The sequence below is a fragment of the Pseudomonas taeanensis MS-3 genome (assembly GCF_000498575.2).
Lineage (GTDB): Bacteria > Pseudomonadota > Gammaproteobacteria > Pseudomonadales > Pseudomonadaceae > Aquipseudomonas > Aquipseudomonas taeanensis.
This window is the reverse complement of the sequence record NZ_AWSQ01000001.1, coordinates 443,659-467,483: the sequence shown is the minus strand read 5'-3', so window position 1 is coordinate 467,483 and position 23,825 is coordinate 443,659. Positions and strand designations below refer to the sequence as shown.

The window sequence follows — 23,825 nt, the reverse complement described above, 5'->3', positions numbered from 1 at the left end:
GCGTGCGACGCGCAACCTCATAGGTCGGGTGAGCGGCGCAGGCCACGGAGGTATAGGCGATAGATTTCTGAACGCCGCTTAACCCCGCACTGCGTCGCTCCTCGTGCCTTGCCTCGCGCAAAAACAGGCTACGGCGCGGCCGCGAATGAAACGGCAACAGACCCTAGTGCATCGCCATCCACTGTTTGCTCATGGCGCGGCTGTGGCGATCTACGGTGATAGGCGCGAAGGGCCTGCCGGAGACGCTGGCCAGGGTGTTGCTCTTGCTGTTCATGTCGCTGATTGCAGCCTTGAGGTATTCCCAGCGTATTTTCATCTTGCCGATGGCCGGGTCGCTTTTGCCGTCCAGCGCCGCCAGCTCCTGATCGATCGAGGGCACCAGCAGACGTTCGTCCTGGCCGAGGTAGGTGTCCGGTTGTTCACGGGCGATTTCGAACGTGCCGATATAAGAGCGGCTGAGGTATTGCACCGCGAGGTATTCGACCTTGGCAGGCAGCTCGCTGCCGGCCTCGTGCGGCAGTTGGCGCGCGGCGTGGAGAAATTCACGCAACGCCTTGCTCAATTCTTGCGGGTAACCCCAGGGCACATCTTCCTCATTGGGGCCAAAGGAAACACCACGACGCAGTTGTGTAACCAGTTCGAGGTGGCTGCTGCGCAGTCCATCGCTGGTCTGCGGCAGGCTCTGGATCGCGGCTGCCAGCAGCTGAAGGTCGCTTTCCAGGCGCTCCTTGTGGCTCTTTTGCAGGCCTTCGCCGCGTAACAGCATGAGGCTGCTGGTGGCGCGGCTGGCGAAGACCTGAACCTGCTCCTGCGGGCTTGCCGCTTCGGCGAAGGCCAGGGGTGAGAGGCCGGCGAGCAGTCCGAGCGTGCAGATAAAGATATTACGGAACAATGGCTTACAGAACATTCCGGGGCGCTCCTTATTGTTTTTGTGAGCAGTACGGATAACCGTTGGCGCTGGTAAACGCCGTGCATAGCCTACTGCGTCGGCACCTGAGTGAAATTAGCCGAAAGAGTGATTTCGCCGGAAATCTGCTCGGCGCGAAGGCTGGCCAGGCGCGGCTTGAGCGGCAACGCAGTATCGGGGCCGCAAATGCCGAAATTGACTAATTGAACTAGCCGCGCAGGCCACTAGATCTTGCGCCAGACGCTGGCCAGCCAGGGCTGCTGCTCGCGCGGCAGTCCGGCTGGTCGGTAGTAGTGTTCCAGTTCGACGAAGCCCGTGGCGCTGAGCTGCGCGTGCCAGCTGGCGAGGTCGTGGTAGGCGCCGTAGCGTTCGCCGTGCCAGCCCTCCTGATTCTCCCCGCGCGGGTTGGAGCTGAACAGCACGCCGCCGGGCTTGAGGCTGGCATGCAGCTGACGCAGCACTTGTGGTAGCTCCTGGCTAGGCACATGGAACAGCACGGCATTGGCGAAAATACCATCGAAGTGTGCGGCCGGCAGCTCGAGTTCGAGGAAGTTCTGCAGCCAGACTTCGCAGCCGCTGTCGGCACGGGCCATTTCGACGAAGCGCGGGCAGCCGTCCAGGCCGATGGCGGTGTGGCCCAGGGCGCGGAAGGTCTTCAGGTCACGGCCGGGGCCGCAGCCGAAATCGAGAATCCGGTAAGGCGGCTGACCCTGGATATGCCGCAGCAGGGCGGCGATGTTCTGGCTGACATCGTGATCGCGGGTGCCCTCGCGAAAGTCCTCGGCACGTTGGTTGTAGTGCTGCAGGGTCAGGGCGGCGATGCTGTCCAGTTCGTGCTGCTGCAATTTCATGGCGGGGCTCGTGGGCTGAACCTAGGGCTCTGATACCCGAGACTTATACCGAAGTCGCCCAAGGGGCGAAATAGCCGGGCGACTCGCTGCGTCGTTCAGGCGTCGCATGTATTGCGCCACAAGTAGTTCATCGGCGCAGGTTATAGTGCGCCGGACCAACATTGAGTGGATGCGTTTTCGATGCCTGCGCCGCACGCCGAGCATGATGCCCCAAAAGCCGTGAGCCTGTTCGAGGCCTTCCTGTTCTGGTTGAAGCTCGGGCTGATCAGTTTCGGCGGCCCGGCCGGACAGATCGCCATCATGCATCAGGAACTGGTGGAGAAGCGCCGCTGGCTGTCAGAGCGGCGCTTCTTGCACGCGTTGAATTACTGCATGTTGCTGCCGGGACCGGAAGCGCAGCAGTTGGCCACCTACATCGGTTGGCTTATGCACCGCAGCTGGGGCGGGGTGATGGCCGGGGTGCTGTTCGTGTTGCCCTCGCTGTTCCTGCTGATCGGCCTGTCCTGGGTGTATATCGCCTTTGGCGACGTACCGCTGGTGGCGGGGATCTTCTATGGGATCAAGCCGGCAGTGACTGCCATCGTGGTCCAGGCGGCCCATCGCATTGGCTCGCGGGCGCTGAAGAACAATTGGCTGTGGGGCATCGCAGGCGCCGCCTTTGTGGCGATCTTCGCCCTCAATCTACCCTTCCCGTTGATCGTCCTGGCCGCCGGAGCGCTCGGTTACCTGGGCGGGCGTCTGCTGCCGGAGGCGTTCAGCGTCGGAGGTGGGCATGCGGTGACGGATAAGTCCTTCGGTCCGGCGCTGATCGACGACCATACGCCGACGCCCGCCCATGCCCGCTTTCGCGCTTCACGTCTGCTGCTGTTGGGGCTGGTCGGCGCGCTGCTGTGGCTGCTGCCGATGGGGCTGTTGATCGGGCTGTACGGCTGGGAGGGCACTCTGACGCAGATGGCCTGGTTCTTCACCAAGGCCGCGCTGCTGACCTTCGGCGGCGCCTATGCGGTGTTGCCCTACGTCTACCAGGGGGCCATCGGTCATTACGCCTGGCTGACCCCGACGCAGATGATTGATGGTCTGGCTCTGGGTGAAACCACCCCGGGGCCGCTGATCATGGTGGTGGCGTTCGTCGCCTTCGTCGGCGCTTATGTGCAGCAGCTGTTCGGCCCGGAGCAGGTGTTTATTGCCGGCGCGCTGGCGGCGACTCTGGTCACCTGGTTCACCTTCCTGCCGTCGTTCCTGTTCATCCTGGCTGGCGGGCCACTGGTGGAGTCGACCCACAACGAGCTGAAATTTACCGCGCCGCTGACCGGCATCACTGCCGCAGTGGTTGGGGTGATTCTCAACCTGGCGCTGTTCTTCGGTTATCACGTGCTCTGGCCGGAAGGCTTCGCGGGGCGCTTCGACTGGCCATCGGCACTGATCGCCCTGGGCGCGGCCGTGGCGCTGCTGCACTTCAAACGCGGGGTGATCGAGGTGATCGGCGCCTGCGCCGGGGTGGGGCTGCTGGCTCACCTGTTTCTGCTCTGAACTGCGGCGCTGAGGCTCGTCAGGCGCGCACGCCTGCCAGCGGCGCGCCCGGTTGCGAGTGGTGGCCGCTGCCGGGCTGAGCGCGCTGAGGCCTACGCTTTAATCGGCCTGGCAGACCCGGTCGCGCCCCGACTCTTTCGCGGCATACAGCGCCCGGTCCGCGCGTTCCAGCAGTTCGCTGGCGCTGATGTCGGCATCGGTGCAGGAAATACCGGCGCTGAGGGTGACCGCGAACTCCGTGCCTTCGACGATAAAACGCAGATCGGCGAAGCGTTGGCGGATCTCATCGATTATCCGCTGGGCTTGCTCGGGCGGGCACTCGGGCAGCACCGCGAGGAATTCCTCACCGCCATAGCGGCCCAGGCTGTCGACTCGGCGCAAGCGCTGGCGCAGCAGGTTGGCCAGGGCACGGATAACGTTGTCGCCGGCGGGGTGGCCGTAACTGTCATTGACCTTCTTGAAGTGATCGATATCCAGCATCACCACGCTGGCTTGGCTGCCGCCGCGCAGCGCCCGCTCCAGCTCGATGGCCACCTGCTCCTTGATATCGGCGTGTTTGAGCAGCCCGGTCAGGCTGTCGCGCGACAGCGCATTGCTCAGCAGGCGGGCGCGCTGGGCACGGGCGAATACCGCGGCGACCAGGGCGTTGTCGGAAATCGGTTTGGTGACGAAGTCGTCTCCGGCCTTGAGCAGTGCACTCATCTGCCGGCTGATATCGGTTTCCGCCGACAGGTAGATGATCGGTACCCGTAGCCAGTCGTCGTTAAGGCGGATGATCTGCGCCAGTTCGGGGCCGGTGCAGCCCGGCATGTTGACGTCGAGCAGGACCACCTCGGGGTTGAACGTGCGCATGTGGCTGAAGATGTCGGCCGGGTCGTTGAGCGCTTCCACCAGCATGTTGGCGCTGCGCAGTACCAGGCTGTAGCGGCTGGCCAGCTCGCGGTCATCGTCGACGATCAGCACCCGGTAAGGTTCGCCATATTGCTGGGCGAAGCAGCGCTCCAGGCGGTTTTCCAGCTGGGGAATATCCACCGGCTTGCTGAAGAAACCCATGGCACCAGCGCGCACGGCTTCGAGCTGGGTGGTGAAGTCGTCCTGGGTAGTGATTACCAGCAGCGGCAAGGGTTCGTCCAGGCGCTGCTGCAGGGCGGCTGCGTAGTTCAGGCCGGTTTGCGCCTCGCCGGGCAGGTTGACGTCGATCACCAGGGCATCCGGTAGCTGTCGTTGCAGCGCGGCGTCGAGATCGGCGATACGGGTGAAGTGCTCGGCCTGATAACCGAAGTTGCTCAGGGTCAGGCGCATGTTCTCGCCGATAGTCGGCTCGTCTTCGAGGATGTAGATGCAGTGGGTCGCCGAGCTCGACTTGGCGGTTTTCGGCGTGGCAGGCGTACTCTCCTGTGCCAGCTCGATCTGGAATTGCTGTTGGCTGAGCTGTTGCAAGTCCGCGATAAAGTCGTGCAGGCCCTGCTGTTCTTGCTGCAGGGCGTCCAGCCAGCGAATGGCCTGCTGCTCTAACGCTTGGGTGCGCTGGCCGAGGCTGACGAAACCGAAGGTGCCGGCGGCGCCGGCCAGTTTGTGCAGCTGATCGCGCAGGCTGAGCAGATGCTGGCGCTGACTTTCCTGATCGTTGGCGTCGCGCAACAGTTGCGCCTTGCCGGCCAGTTCGGGCAACTCCTGAGCCAGGCGTTCAGCAAACTGTGCACTGAGTAGTTGCAAATGACGTTGCAGGTCGTTGCTGGGTTCAACCACGGGCTTGGCTCCAGATTCGCCGAACCTGTTCGGCCAGCTGCATGGGGTCGAAAGGTTTGATGATCACGTCGCGTGCCCCCAGGCTGCGGTAGTGCTCGATCTCGGCAGGCTGCACCTTGGCGGTCATGAAGGCCACCGGGATCTGCCCGATGTCGATCAGTGCGGAAATCTTCTTCAGCGTCTGCGGACCATCCATGCCGGGCATCATTACATCCAGCAGGATGAAATCCGGGGCGAAGCCCTGGACCTGGTCGAGGGCATCCTGTCCAGAGGAGCAACTGAGGACTTTGAAGCCGCCCACCGCTTCCAGGGCGACCTTGGCCACTGCCTGGATCGACGGGTCATCTTCCACATGTAGGATTCGAGTCAGTTCATGCATGCCGATTCTCCTTGGCGGGCAACAAGCGTCCGAGCAGTTGCAGAAAGTGTTGCGCATCAATGCGTGATTTGGCCAGCGCGGCCTCGACTTGGCCGATCTGTTCACTGGGCAGTTCATGGGCGGACAGTACCACTACAGGCAGGCCAGGGTGGTGCTGGTGCAGTTCGTCGAGCAGTTCCAGGCCATTGCCGTCGGGCAGACTGAGGTCGAGCAACACCAGATCAAAGTTGCCTTGGGCTAGCTGCTGGCGGGCCTGGGCGAGGCTGCTGGCGGAGACAAAGTCGGCAAGCGCGCGACCTTGTTCGGCAATGACCTGACGCAGGTCGGCATCGTCTTCAATATGCAACACCCGCGTTTTCGTTGGAAAGCCATGCAGCGCCTGAGCAAGGCTGGCCAACAGGCGCTGTTGGTCAATCGGTTTATCCAGCCAGTCGACGGCTTGAAAACCGCCATTCAGACTGAGGCGTCCCGCATCGCTGGCAGCGGAGATCACCAGCACCGGCAAGGTAAGGGTTGCCGGGTCGTCGCGCAGCTCGCGGATCAGCTGCAGACCGCTGCCATCCGGCAGGCGCAGGTCCAGGGTCAGCGCATCGAAATGCTGCTTGGCCAGCAGCACGCGCGCTTCATCGAGGCTGGCGGCGAGCATCACCCGATACCCGGCACGCTGCAGCAGCAGGCGCAGCAGATGGGCAATATCCGGCTCGTCTTCGACTACCAGCAGCCAGGGGCTGCTACTGTCCTCGGGAAGTGTGGTGACGGCTGAGCTTTCCACTACCGGCAGCTCGCACCAGAAGGTCGCACCCTGGCCTTCTACCGAATCGAAACCAATCTGCCCGCTCATGCGCTCGATCAGCTCCTTGCTGATGGCCAGGCCGAGGCCGGTACCGCCCTTTTGCCGGCTGTCGCTGGCGTCGGCCTGGGAGAACTTCTGGAATATTCCGGCGTGAAACGAGAGTGGAATACCCGGCCCCAGGTCACTGACGCTGATCCGCAGCCGGTTGCCGTGCAGCGTGCTGTGCAGGCGCACCTGGGCACCCGCTGGGGAGAACTTGATGGCATTGGAGAGGAAGTTGGCCAGGACCTGCTGCAGGCGCATGGCATCGACGCGCAAGTGGACCGGCGGGCACTCCTCCAGTATCAGTTGCACGCCATGCTGGTCGGCGTAGGCCTGGTTGCTGGTCTGGCTGTCGTTGAGCAGGCTGGCCAGTTCATGACTGTGCAGGTCGAAGGTCATCTTGCCGGCGACCAGTTTGTCCATGTCCAGCAGGTCGTTGATCAGATGGCTCAGGCGCAGGCTGTTGTGGTGCGCAATGTCGAGCATGTGTTGCATGCTGGCGGGCACCTCACCCAGGGCACCGCCATTGATCAGACCCAGCGAACCGGCAATCGAGGTCAGCGGGGTGCGCAGTTCATGGCTGACGGTGGAGACGAACTCTCGCTGGATGCGTTCGATACGCTTGCGTTCGGTGATGTCATGCATGACTGCCACGGCGCCGAGTTGGCGACCGCCGGGGGTAAATAATGGAACGGCATTGGTAGCGACGAAGCGTGGCGCCTGGCCCTTGGCGACTATGCTGATTTCCGCCTCGCGCACCCGCTCGCCCTGCAGTGCTCGCAGCAGCGGAATGCGTGCAGTGGCCAGCGGTGTCAGGCCATCGGCTTCGAACAGGTCGTAATAGTCGCCCCACTGCTCGGGCGCGAGCTGACTGATGTCGGTGCCATGCCATTGCTGGGCGGTGTGGTTGAACAGGGTCAGCTGGCCCTGAGCGTCGCAGGTGACCACTCCCTCGGCGAGGGCTTCGAGCAGTCGGCGATTCATCTCCTGCTGCTGTTCCAGCTCCGCCTGCTCGTGCTTGCGCTCGCTGATGTCGGTGATCACCCCATGCCAGATAACGGTGTCATCGACCTGGCGTTGCGGAGTGGCTATACCCTCGACCCAGATCAGCCCTTTGCGTGGATGGCGCACGCGATATTCCTGATGCCACTGGCTCAGTTCCCTGGCCGAGCGCAGGATGGCCTGGCTGACACTGTCGCGGTCGTCCTCGTGGATGGCGGCCAGCACTGCCTCAGTATGTTCGCGGACCTCGCCTCGGGCCAGCCCATAGATATCCTGTATGCCTTCGCTGGCATAGGGGAAGCAAATCGTGCCCTGCTTTGTGAGCAATGCCTGAAAGACCATGCCCGGAAGCTGCGCGGCGATCTGCTTCAGCCGCTGCTGGGCCTGTTCGCGCTGACTGAGGTCCTGGGCGATGGCGAGGAAGCCGAGCAGCGAGTCGTGCTGGTCACGAATTGCCGAGATCGACAGCAGTACGGGCAGGTAATGGCCGTCTTGTCGCACATAGGTCCACTCGCGGGACTCGCCCTGACCGTGCAGTGCTTTGTTCACCAGCACTGAGAAGTCCGCAGCAAGCGGTTGACCCAGTTTATGGCCAAGGCTTTCTGCGCGGCTGGCCAACTGCGTGGGATCGAGCAGGGTGGCTGCAAACGCCTGGTCGAGCAGTTGGGCCTCGGCATAGCCGAGCAGTTGCTCTGCGGCCGGGTTGACGCTGCTGATGGCGCCGCTGGGCGTGGTGGCGATGATCGCGGTGCCGGCGCTGCTGAGAATGGCGCGCTGCATCGCCGCCTGTTCGGCATGTTGGCGCATACTCCGACGCAGCTCGCACAAGCGCACGACCTGGCGGGCGAGGCGGGCCAGCCCCTTACGCTGCGGCGCGCTGAGTTGGCGTGGGCGTTGGTCGATCACGCACAGGGTGCCGAGGTTGTGTCCGCTCGAAGTGGTCAGTGGCACGCCCGCGTAGAAGCGGATATGCGGCGCCTCGGTGACCAGGGGGTTGTCGCAGAAGCGCGGATCTTCCAGGGCATCGGGCACCTCGAAGAGCTGGTTGGCGAGAATGGAGTGGGCACAGAAGGCGTACTCACGAGGCGTTTCGCAGGCATCCAGGCCCACTTTGCTCTTGAACCACTGACGCTGCTCATCCACCAGGGAGATCAGGGCAATCGGCGTTGCGCAGAGCTGTGCGGCGAGGTGACTGAAGTCATCGAACTCCTCTTCGGCAGGGCTGTCCAGCAGCCCGTAGCGCTCAAGCTCGGCCAGTCGTGCGGCTTCGTTGACAGGGAGGGCCGGGCCAGTGGGGGCTAGAGCCATGTTAATGCACCCCCAGAGCGATGCAGCACTTGTGAGCGGTTAAGCATGCGCCAGGTTCCAGATATCCCGCACCTGAGTGGCCAGCTGCATCGGATCGAAGGGTTTGGTGATCACATCGCGAGCACCCAGGCTGCGGTAGTGCTCGACTTCCGCGGGTTGCACCTTGGCCGTCATGAAAGCCACCGGGATCTGTCTGATATCGATCAGTTCGCCGAGCTCCGCCAGGGTCTGCGGGCCATCCATACCGGGCATCATCACATCCAGCAGAATGAAGTCAGGGTCGAAGGCCTGGACTTTTTCCAGCGCTTCAGTGCCAGAGCTGCAGGAGAGCACTTCGAAGCCACCCACCGCCTCCAGAGCCACCTTGGCCACGGCCTGGATCGAAGGGTCGTCCTCTACATGCAGGATGCGTTTGAACTCTCTCATGGCACTACTCCAGTATCGCTGGCAGGTTGTTTAGCCTGCTCACTCTAAGGCCTCGTGGCCAGCGGTATGTTCAATGGCGGCTTGGCTCGACGTGGTGATGAACTGATCCAGGGTCTCCAATAACAGGGCCTCGTTGATCGGCTTCTCCAGCCAGGCAATGTTGTCATCAACCCGGTCCAGCAGTTTGCGGCCTTCGCCACAGTAGGCGGAAATCACCAGAATTGGCAGGTGGTGGGTGGCTGGGTTACGCCGCAGGTCGCGAATCAATGCCAGGCCGTGACCGTCGCTCAGGCGCATGTCGAGGGTGATGGCGGCGTATTCACCTTCCGCCAGTCGCTGCAGGGCCTGACTCTCACTGAACACACTGTCGACCCGGTAGCCGGCGTGACTGAGCATGACTTCCAGCAGGTGGACGATGCCAGGCTCGTCTTCCACCACCAGCACCAGGGGCGCCGCTGACCCTGGCGGGCTGCGGCTCGGCAGTGAGTGCTCTTCGATCAGTGGCAGTTCGAACCAGAAGGTGGCGCCCTGGCCTGGTACCGAATGGAAGCCGACGCTGCCGTCCATGCGTTCGATCAGCTCCTTGGAGATGGCCAGGCCAAGCCCGGTACCGGCCTGCTCGCGTCGATCCGAGCCATCGGCCTGGGCGAATTTTTCGAAGATGCGATTCTGGAATTCCGCAGGAATGCCCGGTCCTTGGTCGCAGACGCTGACCCGCACCAGCGAACCGCGTAATTCGGTATGGATGCGTATGGCAGAGCCGGCCGGGGAAAACTTGCAGGCATTGGACAGGTAGTTGCTCAGCACCTGTTGCAGGCGCAGGGCGTCCGCCCGTACCCACATGTCGCCGGGCTGATCGAATTGAAAACTGACCTGGTGCTGTTCGGCGAAGGCCTGGTTGGCCACTAAGGCCTGCTCGATCAACGGCTTGATCGGTTGGATATGCAGCTCGAAGGACAACTTGCCGGCGGCCAGCTTTTCCATATCCAGCAGGTCGTTGATCAGGTGGCTGAGACGTTGGCTGTTTTGTTGCGCGATCTGCAGCATCTGCCCCATCAAGGGGGGGACCTCACCCAAGGCGCCGCCGTTGACCAGGCCCAAGGCACCGGAAATGGAGGTCAGCGGGGTGCGCAGCTCATGGCTGACGGTAGAGACGAACTCGTTCTTCATTCGTTCGATACGCTTGGCCTCACTGAGGTCCTGCATGGTGCCGCTCAAGCGCAGCGGCCGGCCCGCAGCGTCGCGCTGGATGAAGCCGCGCAGCAGTACCGGCAGCTGATTTCCGTTCAGCTGCAGCATGCGCGCCTCACTGCTGAACGACTCGGCGCCGGACTCGATGGCTTGGCGCAGACTGTCCTGCAGTGCTCCGAGGTCTTCGGGGAGTACCAGCTGATGCCAGCGGTCGATGGCCTGGGGGCTCTCGTCGGGCGGGTAGCCGAGCATTTCCCAGGCGCGCGCCGAGGCGATGAAACTCTGGACCTGCAGGTCGATATCCCACCAGCCGTCATTGCTGCCCTTGAGCACCAGGCTTTGACGCTCCTCGCTCTTGCGCAGGTCCTCGCTGCTCTGGCGAATCTGCACGGTCATCCTCTGTGCCAGAGCCTCGGCTTGTTCGCGGCGCAGGGTGAGCTGGGACGCTAGGACGAACAGCAGCAGGCTGACACCGGCGCCCAGCAACACGAGGATACCGTCGTTGTGAAAGCCGGCCTCGAAGGTCGGTCGGCTGCTGAAGTTCAGGGTCCAGTTCTGCCCATAGAGTGGCAGTTGCAGCTGTTTGCTCAGCAGGGGCTGGCGATCGACCTGCTGCTCCTGGCTGTTGAACAGAAGGTTCTCGCTGCGCGGCTGGTCACCGTCATAGATGGCGAAGTCCAATTTGGGCGCCTGGTCACCGATGATGCCGGCCATCAGGTCATCCATCCGATAGGGGCTGTAGACCACCCCGCGCAAGGCGTCGAGACGTTGTTCGGGCGTGCCCAGGGGCTGGCCTGAGCGGTATACGGGCACATACATCAGCAGGCCGGCCTGCACCTTGCCATGGGTTTCCTGGACCAGGGTCACCCGTCCGGTGATGCGGCTCTCACCGCTGCGTGCGGCGGCCAGAATGGCGGCGTGACGGGTCGGCTCGGAAAGCATGTCGTAGCCGAAGGCAGCCAGGTTGCGCCCGCTGAATGGTTCGAGAAACAGGATCGAGCTATACAGTTCGCGCGTTCCGGGCGGACGCAAGGTGAAGTTGGGAAAGCCCTCACGTCGCACATCGGCCTCGAACTTGGCCACTGCCTGCGGTTGCAGGATACGGGCAAAGCCCACCCCCTGAATGCCGGGGTAGTTGGCGGCCAGGTTCAAACGCTCGACATACACACGCCACTCGTTCCGGTCGACCTGTCGGCTGGCGTCATACAGGCCGGCGCCACCCAGCAGAATCTGCTCATGGTCGATCATACGCTTGCGGATGGCTCCGCTGACCTCGTTGGTCAGTAGCTGGAACTGACCTTCGGCGGCCAGGTTCTCGCGGCTGTGCAGGTACTGCCACACGGCCAGGTTGGCCAGCAGGGCGATGGCCAGCACGGCCCAGGCGATGGCGTTGCGGCGGCTGAAAAAAGCTCGCCAATAGCCCGTCGTGGGTGTCTTCCTTGGGTCGCTCATGCCTGTGCCTCAGTGGGGTGCAGCGGGAGTTCGAACCAGAACGTGGTGCCCTGGCCTTCCTGCGAGTCAAAGCCGATACATCCGTGCATACGCTCGATCAACTCCTTGCTGATGGCCAAACCCAGGCCAGTGCCGCCTTTCTGGCGGGTATCGGAGGCGTCGGCCTGGGCAAATTTCTGAAAGATGCGGCTTTGAAAGGCCGTGGGTATTCCCGGACCGCGATCACGTACGCTGAGGCGCAGCTGTGCGCCTAGTCGTTCAGTGTAGAGCTCGACATCGCTGCCGCGAGGTGAAAACTTGGCGGCGTTGGACAGCAGGTTGCTCAGCACCTGCTGCAGGCGTAGCCCATCGACGTTGAGCCAGTCCTCGCAGACGCCGATCTGGCGCAGGTTGACCGCGTATTCCGCGGCATAGGCCTGGTTGCTGCTCAGGGCTTGGTCGAGTAGGGGCTGCAAGGCTTGCGGTTGCAGGTCGAAAACGATCTTGCCCGCTTCCAACTTGCCGATATCCAGCAGGTCGTTGATCAGCATGGCCAGGCGCTGGCTGTTGTGCTGGGCGATCTGCAACATCTGCCGCAGGCTTTCCGGCACCTCGCCCAGGGCGCCCGCGTTGATCAGCTCCAGTGGGCCGCTGATGGCGGTCAGCGGAGTGCGCAGCTCGTGGCTGACGGTGGAGACGAATTCACTTTGCAGGCGCTGCAGGCGCTTGCTCTCGCGGATGTCCTGGATATGCATGATCCAGCTGCCTTGCGTACTCTGATCGGCGCTCAGGGCCGCGGCACTCAGTTCCACATCGATACTTTCGCCTTGCGCGTCGAGCAGGCGCAGCTGCCAGGTGCGCCCCTGTTCGCCGCCGAGCTCGGCCAGATCACCGTCCAGCCGGGCACTCAGTGGATCATCACTGAACCGGCTGAGGGGCTGGCCGAGCAGGCTCTGCGGGCTGCGCTGGAGCAGCAGACAGAGGGTTTGGTTGACCGCCAGTAGCCGACCCTCGAGGTCGAGCAGGGCCAAACCCTGCGGGGCCATCTCGAACGCCTGATGGAATTGCCGCTGACTGCGGTTGAGGGCCAGCAACAGGGCCGCTTGACGGTTCTGCGCGTGCAGGGTCAGGCCAATCAGCCCGGCCACGGCCAGCGCCAGGCTCCAGCCGAGCAAACGCAGCCAGCCGAGCGGTAGCTCATCCGCCACCCGTTCGCTGGCTTCGAGTCGCCAACGGGCCCCGGCGAAACGGACCGGCAAACTCACGCTTGGTGATTCGCTGTCCAGATTGAGGGTGAGCAGGTCGGCCGCGGTCTCGTCATCGTGGCGGTTGAGCTGGATGGACAGATCACGTTGGCGGGCCACCTGTTGTACCAGGGCGTACAGCTGGTCGTAATCGATCACCGTACTGATCATGCCCCAGTAGCGTTGATCATCGAGGAACACCGGGACTCTGTAGATCAGCCCGTTGCCGCCCTGAACCAGTCGTAGCGGGCCGTCGAGCATAGGCGTGCGGTTGGCGATGATGCGCTGCACCGCGGGCCACTGTTTGACCATATCGGGGTAGTAGAGGCCGAGTGCGGCTTCGTTGCCCGCCAACGGGTAGATGTAGCTGATGCGGTTGTCCGGGGCCAGGCCAATGTTGCGGATATAGCGGCCCTGACGCAGCAAGCCCTGCAGCCAGGGTTGCAGCTCCGCTTCATCCAGCTGCCCTTGCTTGGCGGTGATGTAGGAGGCCAGGCCGGTGGCGAGGTGCAAGGTGGAGCTCAACTCGCTGAGCAGCACCGCGCGAACCTCACCGGCACTGGCGGTGAGCCGTTGTTGAATGGTCTCGTGTTGGCGCAGGTGATACTGCTGGAGCAGCAGCTCGACGCCTACGCCGAGTAACAGCAACAGGCCCAGGCTCAGCCCCCAGCTGAGCGTCCGGCCCAGGGTGCGGCGATTCTGCGAGGGGGTTGGCTGGTCGCTGAAGGGGCTCATGCCGCGCCCTCGTACGGCAGTTCGAACCAGAAGGTGGTGCCCTCGCCGTGCCGTGAGTCGAAACCAATCTGGCCGCCCATGTGTTCGATGATTTCCTTGCTGATTGCCAGACCCAGGCCGGTGCCGCCCTTCTCGCGGGTGCTGGAGGCGTCGGCCTGGGCGAACTTCTGAAAGATGCGCTGGTGGAAGGCGGCGGGAATACCTGGGCCCAGGTCCTGCACGCTGACCCGCACCTGCTCGGCGTGCTGCTGCACGCGGATCTCCACCGTCTGACCGGTGGGGGAGAATTTCGCCGCATTGGACAGCAGATTGGCCAGGACCTGGCCCAGGCGCTGACTGTCGACCCGCACCTGAACCGCATCGGCGCGCTGGCTCAGCTGCAACTGCACCTGGTATTGGTTGGCATAGGGCTGGTTATGTTGCAACGCCTGCTCGACCAGGGGCATCAGTGGTTGTTCGCACAGCTCGAAGCTCATCTGCCCGGCGACCAGCTTGTCCATGTCCAGCAGGTCGTTGATCAGCTCGCTCAGGCGCAGGCTGTTGTCCTGGGCGATGCTCAGCATCTGCTGCATGCTGGCCGGCACCTCGCCCAGGGCACCGCCATTGATCAGACCCAGCGAGCCGGCGATGGAGGTCAATGGCGTGCGCAGTTCATGACTGACGGTGGAGACGAATTCGTTCTTCATCCGCTCGATGCGCTTGCGTTCGCTGATGTCGCGGATCACCGCGATACAGCGCCGCTCGCCCTGGTGGCTGATTTGCGAGACCGCCAGCTCCATGGTGAAGGTTTCGCCGTTGCGCTTGAGGCCCTGAATCTCACGTACCGTGTCGAGGCTGTGAGTTTGTTCGCGGCCCAGCCGCAGAGCAAAGGGGTCGCTTGACTCCGACTCTGCGGATGCGGGCATCAGCAGGCTGACGTTGCGCCCGGTGACCTCGGCCAGGCAGTAGCCGAAGATATGCTCGGCGGCCTGGTTGAAGGTCTCGATCGCGCCGAGTTCGTCGAAGCTGATAATCGCGTCGAGCACGTTATCCAGCAGGGTGCGCAGGTAGTCCTCGCGTTCGCGCAGCGCGCGCTCGGCGGCGACCCGGTCGCTGAAGTCCTGGAATTGGGCGATGAAGTGCAGGGGCTGGCCCTCCCGGTCGCGCACCAGCGAGACGCTGAGCAGCACCCAGATAATCTTGCCCTGTTTGTCCAGGTAGGGTTTCTCCATCTGGTAGGCATTGATACGACCGGCCAGCAGGTCCTCGACGTTGTGCCGGCTGGCGTGCTGATCATCAGGATGGGTCAGTTGCTGCGGCGTGGTGAGCAGCAGCTCGTCACGGCTGTAGCCGAACATGCGGCAGAGTTGGTCGTTGACCTCCAGCCAGTGGTTCTGCAGTGACACCAGGGCCATGCCCAGGGGCGCGGAGCTGAAGGCAATGCTGAAGCGCTGCTGGATGAGTTTGAGTTCGTCCTCGACCGCCTTGCGCTCGCTGATGTCCCAGATGAACCCGCTGATCCACAGCAGATTGCCCCGACTGTCGTATTCGCCACGGCCTTTTTCCCTGACCCAGACGCTATGACCGTCGGCATGCAGCAGCCGGTAGGTCAGCTCGAAGACTTCTCGGCGCGCGATGGCGTCCGCGGCACCGTAAGTCACTGGCAGGTCGTCCGGATGAATCACGCTGGCATAACTGCGCACCCGGTTGTCGATCAAATCGGCGGCCGGGTAGCCGCTCAGGGCGAGAATTTCCTCGCTCATATAGCTCATGGTCCAGGCTGCGTCGTTGCGGCAGCGATAGACCACGCCGGGCAGGTTGGTGACCATGCCGCGGAACTGACTCTCACTCTTCTGCAAGGCGCGAGTGGCCTGTTGCAAGGCGCTGATGTCGCTGGCAATACCGAGGAAGCCGCTGATACTCCCTGAGCCGTCGTGGATGGCGCTGATGGTCAGGTTAACTCGGCGTTGTCGGCCATCCTTGCAGACATAGGTCCACTGGCGGGTTTCCGGCTCGCCTGTGCGTGAGTTGTGCACGAATACTTCGAAGCCCTCGAGCGGCTGTCCCAGGGTCTGACTGAGTTCGGCGCCGCGCAGCTGCACCTCGCTGTCCAGATGAAAAGTCGCAGGCGTGCAGCGTTCGACCATCTCTTCTGCACGGTAGCCGAGCAGGCGCTCGGCGCCGGAGTTGAACAGGGTGATCAGGCCGTTGCGGTCGGTGGCGATGATCGATACGCCGGTGGCCGAGTCGAGTACCGCCTGGAGGAAGGCGCGGGCCGCATGGATTTCTTCCTCGTACTGCTTGCTGGCACTGATGTCGGCGTGAGTGCCGTACATCATCAGCGGTTTGCCGTCGGCGCTCCAGCGCTCCACCCGGCCTCGCACGTGGACCCAGACCCAGTGGCCGTGCTTGTGGCGCATGCGGCACTGGTAGTCGTAGTAGGGCAGCTCGCGGCGGCAATGTCGTTGCAACAGCTCGTGGGCCTGAGGCAGGTCATCGGGGTGCACGAAGCTCAGCGCTTTGTGGATGTCCAGCGGCGCCAGCTCATCCAGACGATAACCGATGATCTCTGCCCACAATTCGTTGAATTGCGTGGCGCCGCTGCGCAGGTTCAATTCCCAGGTGCCGACGTGGGTACCTTCGATGATGCTGGCCAGGCGCTGGCTCTGCTCCTTGAGTGCCGCCTCGGCTTTGGCCCGTTCGCTGATGTCCTGCACGGTGCCTATCAGGCGAGTCATCCGACCTCGTTGGTCCGGTTGCAGGTGCGCCAGTTCATGCACCCAGCGGACTTCGCCGCTGGGCCGGACTATCCGGTGCACGACATCGTAGGTGCCTCCCGCCAGAACGTGTTGTTCGCTGGCCGCGAGCAAGGCCCGGTCATCGGCATGCACGGCTTGCCTGAAGGCTTTAGCACTAGGGGTGAAGTCTTCTGGGTCACGACCGAAAATCTCGAAGACCATGCTCGACCAGTACAGCTCACCGTTCTCCAGGTTGACTTCCCAGTGGCCGAGCCGGGCGATGCGCTGGGATTCGTCCAGGCGTTCGAGCAGGGTCTGGCGTGCCTGCTCCTGTTGCTGGCGCTCCAGGGTCGAGCCGACCCAGCGGGCGAACAGGCGCAGAAACTCATGGTCGGCTTCGTCGAAGGGCTGGCTGCGGGCCTCGGCTGAGGAGAAGTTCAGGGTGCCGAAGCGCCGTCCGCCGACCCATATGCCGATGCCGATATAGGATTCCAGGGCGAATTCCGCGTAGCAGGGGTGACCGGCATGCGGCGACTGCGCCATCCGCTCGATGGCCAGCACGCTGTCACTTTGCAGGGTAATGCTGCAGTAGGTGTGGCCGAGCGGAAAATGCTGATCGTCGTGCAAGGTATCCGCTGGTGAGACCTGCACCAGCACCCGGTAATCGTCGTCTTCGATCTGGCTGATGATCGCCAGCGGCGTCTGATAGTAGCTGGCGCCGACCTGCAGGGCCTGGCGCAACTGCTCCTGGCTGAGCAGCTTAGGCAGGGCGGCGATCTCGTTGAGTGCGCGCAGCGCACTCTGCTGGCGTTGCAGGCGATGCTGGGCCTGTTCGCGCAGGGTATCGCGGTGCAGTGCCTCGATCAGCTGGCCGAGGGTGGCGAGTACCGATTGCAGATGTCCGGCCAGCTCAGGCGAATAACCAGCGGCGTGGTTGGCCAGGCCGAGCATGCCGACCAGCCGGCCGTGGGCGTGGATCGGCAGGCCGGCGAAGGTCTGCACGGGAGGCAGTGCCGAGGGTAGGCCGAAGCAGCGCAGGTCGTCTGTCGGAGCGTTGTCGATCACGGTGTGACCGCTGCAGATGACCTCACCGAACAGGCTGTCGAGGTTGCGCAGTTCCAGGCCGCCGAAGCTGCTTTCGGCGTAGCCTTGCGTGTTGGCCCTGTCCCCGGCGAGGTCGTTGATCGCATAGGTGCGTAGATAGGGCGCGCCGTCGGCGTCTTGCAGCACTTCGCCGATAAAGCCGAACTGGCTGGCGGTCAGTTCGAGGATACGCAGCAGTAGCGCATCGAAGGCTTGTTCGTGGTTCTGCGCGCCGATATAGACGGCCTGCGCCTGAGCGATGATCGCCAGTAATTGGCGCGAATGCTCACTTTGCTGGTGCTTGCGCTGCAGTTCGTCCTGATGACGGCGCATCATCGTCTGGGTGCTGTTGCGGGTGGCCAGCAGCAATACCAGCAACAGGGCTTCCGCACCCAGCCAGGCCACCAGCCACTTGCCGAGCAGCCAGCGTTTCTCGTCTTGATGCAGGCTGAACTGCTCGCTGACATCGCGCCAGGTCAGGGCGATGGCGGGTGCGCTGGCGTCGGTGGTTTCTGTTGGCCGATAACCCGACAGTTCGATCTGATTGAGCAGATAGGTACGCCCTTGATCTTCGAGCAGCTTGAGCGTCGTTCCACTGTCCGGGTCCGGCAGCATGTTGCGCGCCTGCCACTGTTCCAGCTGGGGCCGTGAGTAGTCCATCAGACGCCAGTTGTCGGTTTCGCTGCCCAGCCCCCGCAGGCTTTCTCCACTGCGCGGCTGCTCGAAGGCGTGTTGTGGGAGCAGCAGGGCGATCCCGGCGTTCAACTCACGATCGAGTTGCTGCAGGTTGTTGAGTACGCCTAAAGCCACTTCGACGGCGCCGATGGTCACCGCGCCAGACGAACCTTCCACCTGCAGCAGAGTGACGGCGCGCATGCCGAGACTGCCGCGACTCAGGCCGAGGCCGGCTTTGCTGAGGCCATCGCGCAGGGCGTCGCGGACCATTGGCCGTTGCTCGGATTGGGCGTCGCCGAACGCCTCTGGCTCGTGCACCCGCAGCAACACGTTGACCCTGGGCGCCAGGTGCACGTAGAGACGGAACGGATGCTCGCGCTGCAGGTTGCGCCAGCGAGGTGCCAGGCGGGTATACAGCTGATTGCGGATGGCGTTCAGTTCCGCGCTGTTTTGCCCGGCGGTGTGGCGCTGCAGCTCATAGGCCTGACGCACCAATTCGACGACCCAGGCATCGGCGGCGATGCTTTCGACCAGTACCTGTGCCTGCTTTTGCAGGGCGAACTGAGTGTTTTGCAGTGCCAGCTGTTGCAGCTCGCCCTGTTTGGCGATCTGAAACTGCCAGAGGGTTTCGCGCTCGCTCAGGGCACGCCAGCCCAGCGCGGTAAAGAACAACGCCAGGCTCAGGCTGCCTAGGCCGACTATCCAGCGAGTCGCGGCAGACTTCTCGGGTGAGTTCATTGACGACATCCTAATCCTTCACCACGGCGTCTGGGGCTTCCTCAGGATAATCCGGCCAGGCGTCTCAGTCGGGCCTGGTCGTTGCTGTTGGGGGTGGCGTCTAGCTCGCTGGCGGCCAGGCGCATGAGCAGGGTCTCGCGTTTGACGTTGTTGCCGGGCAATACATAGCAGGCTCCGATCAGCTCGCGAAGAGGAACAGGTAGGCGCCAATGGGCTTTCAGGCGATTGGCCAGCTCGTTGCTGACCTCGTCCAGAGCCTGGCTCAGCTGCTCCGCGTCCAGCGTGTTGCCGGCATTCTGCCAGAGCTGGGCATGATGTAGCACACACAGCTCGCCAATGCGATGCAGCGCCGCTGCCGTCTGCAGGGGGGCCGGGTCGATCTGGCACTGTTCCGCCAGCTCGCGAACCCGTTGGCTCAGGCGTTCAACCTGTTGCATGTGAGCCAGGGCCTGCAGTTGTAGCTCGGCGTCCTGGAGTTCTGCGCTCGGACGCAGACCGAGACCCAGGCCAATGTTCAGGCTGGTGGCTGGCCCCAGTGCCTGCAGTGCCGCGGTCAGGCTCAGGCAGGGGATGCCGGCCTGGTTGTATTGGCGGCTGTTGGCCGCTGCGACCAGGCGGGCGGTCAGGGCCGGATCGGTTTGCCAGCGTTGGTTGAGTACCTGCAGGGTCGGTGGTGCAGCGGCATCTGTTTGCAGGTCATCGAGCATGCCGGGCTGTAATGGCAGGTCCAGATCATCGGCGGGCAGTTCGGCCAGGTAGGCGCTCAGGTTCGCGCTGGTGCCGGTCTCGGTCGGTGGGTTGTCTTCGGCCGGTGGCAGTAAGCGTTCCAGGCATTCGAGCACCTTGGGTACCTGGAAGGGTTTGCTGATGAAGGCGCTGATGCCCAGCGGCCTGACCTCCATCACGCTGTTGCGATCGGCGCGGCCGGTGATCATCACCAGGGGCACCTGGCGGTTGTCCCGGCGAATCTGCTCGAGCAGCAGGGTGCCGGGGTCGTCAGGCAGGTTCCAGTCGGCGATCACCAGATCGGCGGCGTTCTGCTGCCAATCGAGCAGGGCATCGGCCACCGTCTCCAGGCAGCTAACCTGAGCGCCTGGTCTGAGGCTGAGGACGATTTGCTTGAGCAGGTCGGCGATCCAATGGTCATCTTCGAGAATCATCACACGCATGATCGGTCCTTAATCCTGTTGCTGGGTTACGCGTTCGGTGAGCGGGATTTTCAGCGGCTGCGGCAACTCAAACGCTGTGGGCAGCTGTTCGGCCGGCTGCGGGCGACCCAAGTAATAACCCTGGCCCTGATCACAGCCTAGTTGGCGAAGAAACTCCATCTGCTGCGGTTGTTCGATGCCTTCGGCCAGTACCTTCAGGCCCAGGTTATGGCCGAGTGCAATCACCGCGCGGGTAATGGTTGCATCGTCGTGGTCGTGCGGCAAACCGCGCACGAAACTCTGGTCGAGCTTGAGCTTGTGGACCGGCAGGCGTTTCAGGCGTGCCAGGGAACTATAGCCGGTGCCGAAGTCATCGATGGACAGACGAATGCCCAGGTCACGCAAGCGCTCGAGCAGCCCCTGAGCCGCATCGGGGTCCTGCATGACCGCGCTTTCGGTGACCTCCAACTCCAGGCATGCCGGGTCGAGGCCGCTTTCTGCCAGAACCTGGGCGACCTGGCCATCCAGTTTGCCGTGGCTGAACAGGCGGCTGGAGACGTTCACCGCGACGAACTGGATAGCGCTGCCGGCGGCCTGCCAGGCGACCATCTGCCGGCAGGCGTGCGCCATCACCCAGGCATCAATGGCGCCGATCAAGCCACTTTCTTCGGCGATCGGGATGAACTCTCCCGGCGGGACCAGGCCGCGCTGTGGATGTTGCCAGCGCACCAGCGCCTCGACACCGATCAGCCGCTGGCTCTGCAGGCACAGCAGCGGCTGGTAATGCACACGCAGTTCATTGCCTTCCAAGGCATGGCGCAGTGCGCCGACCAGTTCAACCCGCTGGCGCGCGTATTCGGTCAGCTCCTGAGCATAGAAGGCAAAGCCTTCGCGGCCGTTGCTCTTGGCCTTGAACAGGGCCGAGTCGACATTGCGCAGCACTTGCTCGACGCTCTGCGCGTCGCCTGGAAACAGGCTGATGCCGATGCTGGCGGCGATGAATAGTTCGTGGCCATCGAGTCGAAATGGTGTATTCAGCGTGTCGAGCAGTTGCTGGGCGAACTCGGCGGCTAGTTGCGCATGCAGGCAATCTTCGCAGAGCACGCCAAACTCGTCGCCACCCAGGCGGGCCAGGGTCATGCCGGTGGTCAGTTGCGCGCTCAAGCGTTCGCCGACGGCCTTGAGCAACAGGTCGCCGACGTTGTGGCCGAGGCTTTCGTTGATGTGCTTGAAGTGGTCCAGATCGATCAACAGCACCGCGCCACCGTGTTGCTCGCGCTGGGCTCGTTGCAGGGCATGGGCGACGCGCTCGGTGAACAGCAGGCGGTTGGGCAGGTCGCTTAGCGGGTCATGGTGCGCCAGGTAGTCTAGCTCGTGCTGTGAGCGCTTGAGCGCGCTGATGTCGGAGAACACCGCGACGTAATGACTGACACCCCCCTGTTCGTCGTGGATCGCCCGGATGCACTGCCACTGTGGATAGATTTCGCCATTCTTGCGCCGATTCCACACCTCTCCGCTCCAGGCTCCCAGACTCTGCAAGGTCTGCCACAGCGCAGCGTAGAAGGCGGGGTCGTGACGTCCGGATTTCAGCAGACTGGGCTGCTGGCCGAGGATTTCCGCTTCGCTGTAGCCGGTGATCCGGCTGAAGGCCGGATTGATATGCACGATGCGTTGCGCGGCATCGGTCACCAGCACGCCTTCCTGAGTCGCATCGAACACCGCCGCGGCCTGACGTCTGCTGTCTTCGTCGGCGCGCCGCTGAGTGATGTCGCTGGCGGTGCCGATCAAGCGCTGCGGGCGGCCCTGGGCGTCGAGCAGCAAGCGCCCACGTGCTTGAATCCAGCGGTAACTGCCGTCGCGATGACGCAGACGATAAGTGTTTTCGTAAGGTGCCTGACAGGCGGCGTGCAACAGTTGCACGATGCTCTGTTGGCAGTGAGCGTGATCGTCCGGGTGCAGGTGATGCAGCCAACTGTCACGGCTATCGCCCAGGTCGCCAGGCTCGAGGCCAAGCAGGCGGGTATAGCCCGGCGAGAAAAACACCTTGAGGGTCTGCAGGTTCCAGTCCCACAGGCCGTCCTTGGCGGCGTCCAGCGCCAGGCTCAGGCGCTCCTCGCTGGCAGTCAGGGCATTGCGCATGCGGGAGTGCAGGCGCAGATGGGCGCGCAGGGTCAGGTACAGCAGCAGGCTGGTGAGCAGGACAAAGCCCAGCCCCTTGAGCAGTTGCCAGCGTTGCATTTGCTCGATGGATAGGCCAAGCGCAGTCAGCAGTCCGTCGCTGTAAAAGACCCAGAGACCAGCGGTCAGCGCATAGATCAGGGTCAGGCGCAAAGCGCCGTAGAGTAAGGGCATAGGAGATTGAGGGGCTCTTTTTTATCTGCTGGTCAGTATATAGATGGGCGCAGCGGTAACATTCTTATCCAAAAGACCAACTGGTTTTCTGATCTATGTTGGTGATAATGCAGCACGGCTTGGGATTGTTGGACAAGCTGCGTCTTCCTTTTAGAGGCACTCGACTCCATGTGGTACAACGGTTTTCTCGATCTGTCAGTGTGGCAGCTGGTTGCTGTCATCCTGCTGATGACGCACGTGACCATCGTCAGCGTCACGGTGTATCTACACCGTTACTCCGCGCATCGCGCGCTCGAACTGCATCCAGCAGTTAAACACTTCTTCCGCCTCTGGCTGTGGCTGAGTACGGGTCAGAACACCCGCGAGTGGACCGCCATTCATCGCAAGCATCATGCCAAATGCGAAACTGTCGATGACCCGCACAGCCCGGTGATCAAGGGCTTGAGCACGGTGTTGCGTACGGGTGCCGAACTCTATCAGGAAGAGGCGAAGAACCCGGAAACCCTGCGCATCTACGGCAAGAACTGCCCGGACGACTGGATCGAGCGCAATGTCTATTCTCGCTTCACCTTCGGTGGCGTGACGTTGATGGCGCTGATTGACCTGGCGTTGTTTGGCGTCATTGGCATCACCGTGTGGGCGATCCAGATGATGTGGATCCCGGTGTGGGCGGCCGGGGTGATCAATGGCCTCGGGCATGCCGTCGGTTACCGCAATTTCGAGTGTCGCGATGCGGCGACCAACCTGGTGCCCTGGGGCATTTTGATTGGCGGCGAAGAGCTGCACAACAATCATCACACCTACCCGAACTCGGCCAAGCTGTCGGTGCGCAAGTGGGAGTTCGACATGGGCTGGGCGTGGATTCAGTTGCTCAGCCTGTTCGGTCTGGCCAAGGTGCAGCGCGTCGCGCCGATCGCCCACCGCGTCGAAGGCAAGCGTCAGCTGGATATGGATACCGCCATGGCCATCCTCAACAATCGTTTCCAGATCATGGCGCAATACCGCAAGTTGGTGATTGGGCCGCTGGTCAAGCAGGAACTGGCCAAGGCCGATGCCTCGGTGCGCCACCAATTTCATCGCGCCAAGCGCTTGCTGGCCCGTGAGCCGAGCCTGTTGCAGGACCAGCAGCAGGTACGCATCGACGCCATGCTGGCGCAGAGCCAGGCGCTCAAGGTGATCTACGAGAAGCGTCTGGCCTTGCAGCAGATCTGGGTCAAGACCAGCTCCAATGGCCACGACATGCTCGAAGCGATCAGGCTGTGGGTGCATGACGCGGAAGCCAGCGGCATTCAGTCATTGCGCGAGTTCGCCGAGCAGCTGAAGACCTACTCGCTGCGCCCCGCCACGCTCGCCTGAGTGTTAGCGCTTCAGCTGCGGTGCCCATCGGTGCTGCCGCAGGGCGCCGGGGCTGTTTCATGACGCGCTGTTAGAACCCGCCATTCGGCGGGTTTTTAATGCTGGCCAAACGTGCAGCCGTCTCTCTGCTGCCGATCAGGCATCGCCAGCAGAGCATCGGGCGTTGCG

13 protein-coding genes are annotated in these 23,825 nt (G+C 63.0%); 2 read left to right on the top strand and 11 right to left on the bottom strand.

Features of this window, described 5'->3' with window-relative positions; translation table 11 throughout:
• Positions 1-163: 163 nt before the first annotated feature.
• Complete coding sequence (locus tag TMS3_RS01970; protein WP_025163562.1) at positions 164-907, bottom strand: hypothetical protein; 744 nt, start codon at positions 905-907, stop codon at positions 164-166.
• Between the two features lie 224 nt (positions 908-1,131).
• Entirely contained in the window at positions 1,132-1,758 is a 627-nt protein-coding gene (locus TMS3_RS01965) for a class I SAM-dependent methyltransferase (protein WP_025163561.1), read from the bottom strand.
• 180 nt (positions 1,759-1,938) lie between these two features.
• Here TMS3_RS01965 and chrA point away from each other — a divergent pair, with 180 nt between their 5' ends.
• Positions 1,939-3,288, top strand: coding sequence for a chromate efflux transporter (gene chrA, locus TMS3_RS01960; RefSeq protein ID WP_025163560.1), 1,350 nt, complete (start codon positions 1,939-1,941; stop codon positions 3,286-3,288).
• A gap of 99 nt (positions 3,289-3,387) precedes the next feature.
• Here the strand turns inward: chrA and TMS3_RS01955 are convergent, their stop codons facing one another.
• Genes TMS3_RS01955 through dibA form a run of 9 tightly spaced genes read right to left on the bottom strand, consistent with a single transcriptional unit; the run spans position 3,388 to position 22,301 of the window.
• Complete coding sequence (locus TMS3_RS01955) at positions 3,388-5,037, bottom strand: diguanylate cyclase (RefSeq protein WP_025163559.1); 1,650 nt, start codon at positions 5,035-5,037, stop codon at positions 3,388-3,390.
• Positions 5,030-5,416, bottom strand: a complete 387-nt coding sequence (locus TMS3_RS01950; protein WP_025163558.1) for a response regulator — start codon at positions 5,414-5,416, stop codon at positions 5,030-5,032. Before TMS3_RS01950 ends, TMS3_RS01955 begins: the two co-directional genes overlap by 8 nt.
• Positions 5,409-8,561, bottom strand: a complete 3,153-nt coding sequence (locus TMS3_RS01945) for a PAS domain S-box protein (RefSeq protein ID WP_025163557.1) — start codon at positions 8,559-8,561, stop codon at positions 5,409-5,411. The genes TMS3_RS01950 and TMS3_RS01945 overlap by 8 nt, the downstream gene beginning before the upstream one ends.
• Positions 8,562-8,600: 39 nt before the next feature.
• On the bottom strand, positions 8,601-8,987 hold the full coding sequence (locus TMS3_RS01940) for a response regulator (protein ID WP_025163556.1): 387 nt from the start codon (positions 8,985-8,987) through the stop codon (positions 8,601-8,603).
• Between the two features lie 39 nt (positions 8,988-9,026).
• On the bottom strand, positions 9,027-11,630 hold the full coding sequence (locus TMS3_RS01935) for a hybrid sensor histidine kinase/response regulator (protein WP_025163555.1): 2,604 nt from the start codon (positions 11,628-11,630) through the stop codon (positions 9,027-9,029).
• The gene (locus TMS3_RS01930; protein ID WP_025163554.1) at positions 11,627-13,588 is read right to left on the bottom strand and encodes an ATP-binding protein; all 1,962 of its coding nucleotides are present in this window, start codon (positions 13,586-13,588) and stop codon (positions 11,627-11,629) included. Before TMS3_RS01930 ends, TMS3_RS01935 begins: the two co-directional genes overlap by 4 nt.
• Entirely contained in the window at positions 13,585-18,801 is a 5,217-nt protein-coding gene (locus TMS3_RS01925; RefSeq protein WP_025163553.1) for a PAS domain S-box protein, read from the bottom strand. Before TMS3_RS01925 ends, TMS3_RS01930 begins: the two co-directional genes overlap by 4 nt.
• Positions 18,802-18,842: 41 nt before the next feature.
• Complete coding sequence (locus TMS3_RS01920; RefSeq protein WP_025163552.1) at positions 18,843-19,970, bottom strand: response regulator; 1,128 nt, start codon at positions 19,968-19,970, stop codon at positions 18,843-18,845.
• 9 nt (positions 19,971-19,979) lie between these two features.
• Positions 19,980-22,301 carry a phosphodiesterase DibA gene (dibA, locus tag TMS3_RS01915; protein WP_025163551.1) on the bottom strand — a complete coding sequence of 774 codons (2,322 nt, stop codon included), beginning with the start codon at positions 22,299-22,301 and terminating at the stop codon, positions 19,980-19,982.
• A 168-nt stretch (positions 22,302-22,469) separates the two neighbouring features.
• On the opposite strand from dibA, the gene desA reads away from it, so the two are divergent.
• Complete coding sequence (gene desA, locus TMS3_RS01910; RefSeq protein ID WP_025163550.1) at positions 22,470-23,657, top strand: delta-9 fatty acid desaturase DesA; 1,188 nt, start codon at positions 22,470-22,472, stop codon at positions 23,655-23,657.
• Positions 23,658-23,825 lie beyond the last annotated feature (168 nt).

Excerpts from the sequence above, each read along its gene's own strand:
- TMS3_RS01970 (WP_025163562.1), bottom strand. The coding sequence starts at position 907 with ATGTTCTGTAAGCCATTGTTCCGTAATATCTTTATCTGCACGCTCGGA.
- TMS3_RS01965 (WP_025163561.1), bottom strand. The coding sequence starts at position 1,758 with ATGAAATTGCAGCAGCACGAACTGGACAGCATCGCCGCCCTGACCCTG.
- chrA (WP_025163560.1), top strand. The coding sequence starts at position 1,939 with ATGCCTGCGCCGCACGCCGAGCATGATGCCCCAAAAGCCGTGAGCCTG.
- TMS3_RS01950 (WP_025163558.1), bottom strand. The coding sequence starts at position 5,416 with ATGCATGAACTGACTCGAATCCTACATGTGGAAGATGACCCGTCGATC.
- TMS3_RS01945 (WP_025163557.1), bottom strand. The coding sequence starts at position 8,561 with ATGGCTCTAGCCCCCACTGGCCCGGCCCTCCCTGTCAACGAAGCCGCA.
- TMS3_RS01940 (WP_025163556.1), bottom strand. The coding sequence starts at position 8,987 with ATGAGAGAGTTCAAACGCATCCTGCATGTAGAGGACGACCCTTCGATC.
- TMS3_RS01935 (WP_025163555.1), bottom strand. The coding sequence starts at position 11,630 with ATGAGCGACCCAAGGAAGACACCCACGACGGGCTATTGGCGAGCTTTT.
- TMS3_RS01930 (WP_025163554.1), bottom strand. The coding sequence starts at position 13,588 with ATGAGCCCCTTCAGCGACCAGCCAACCCCCTCGCAGAATCGCCGCACC.
- TMS3_RS01925 (WP_025163553.1), bottom strand. The coding sequence starts at position 18,801 with ATGAACTCACCCGAGAAGTCTGCCGCGACTCGCTGGATAGTCGGCCTA.
- TMS3_RS01920 (WP_025163552.1), bottom strand. The coding sequence starts at position 19,970 with ATGCGTGTGATGATTCTCGAAGATGACCATTGGATCGCCGACCTGCTC.
- dibA (WP_025163551.1), bottom strand. The coding sequence starts at position 22,301 with ATGCCCTTACTCTACGGCGCTTTGCGCCTGACCCTGATCTATGCGCTG.
- desA (WP_025163550.1), top strand. The coding sequence starts at position 22,470 with ATGTGGTACAACGGTTTTCTCGATCTGTCAGTGTGGCAGCTGGTTGCT.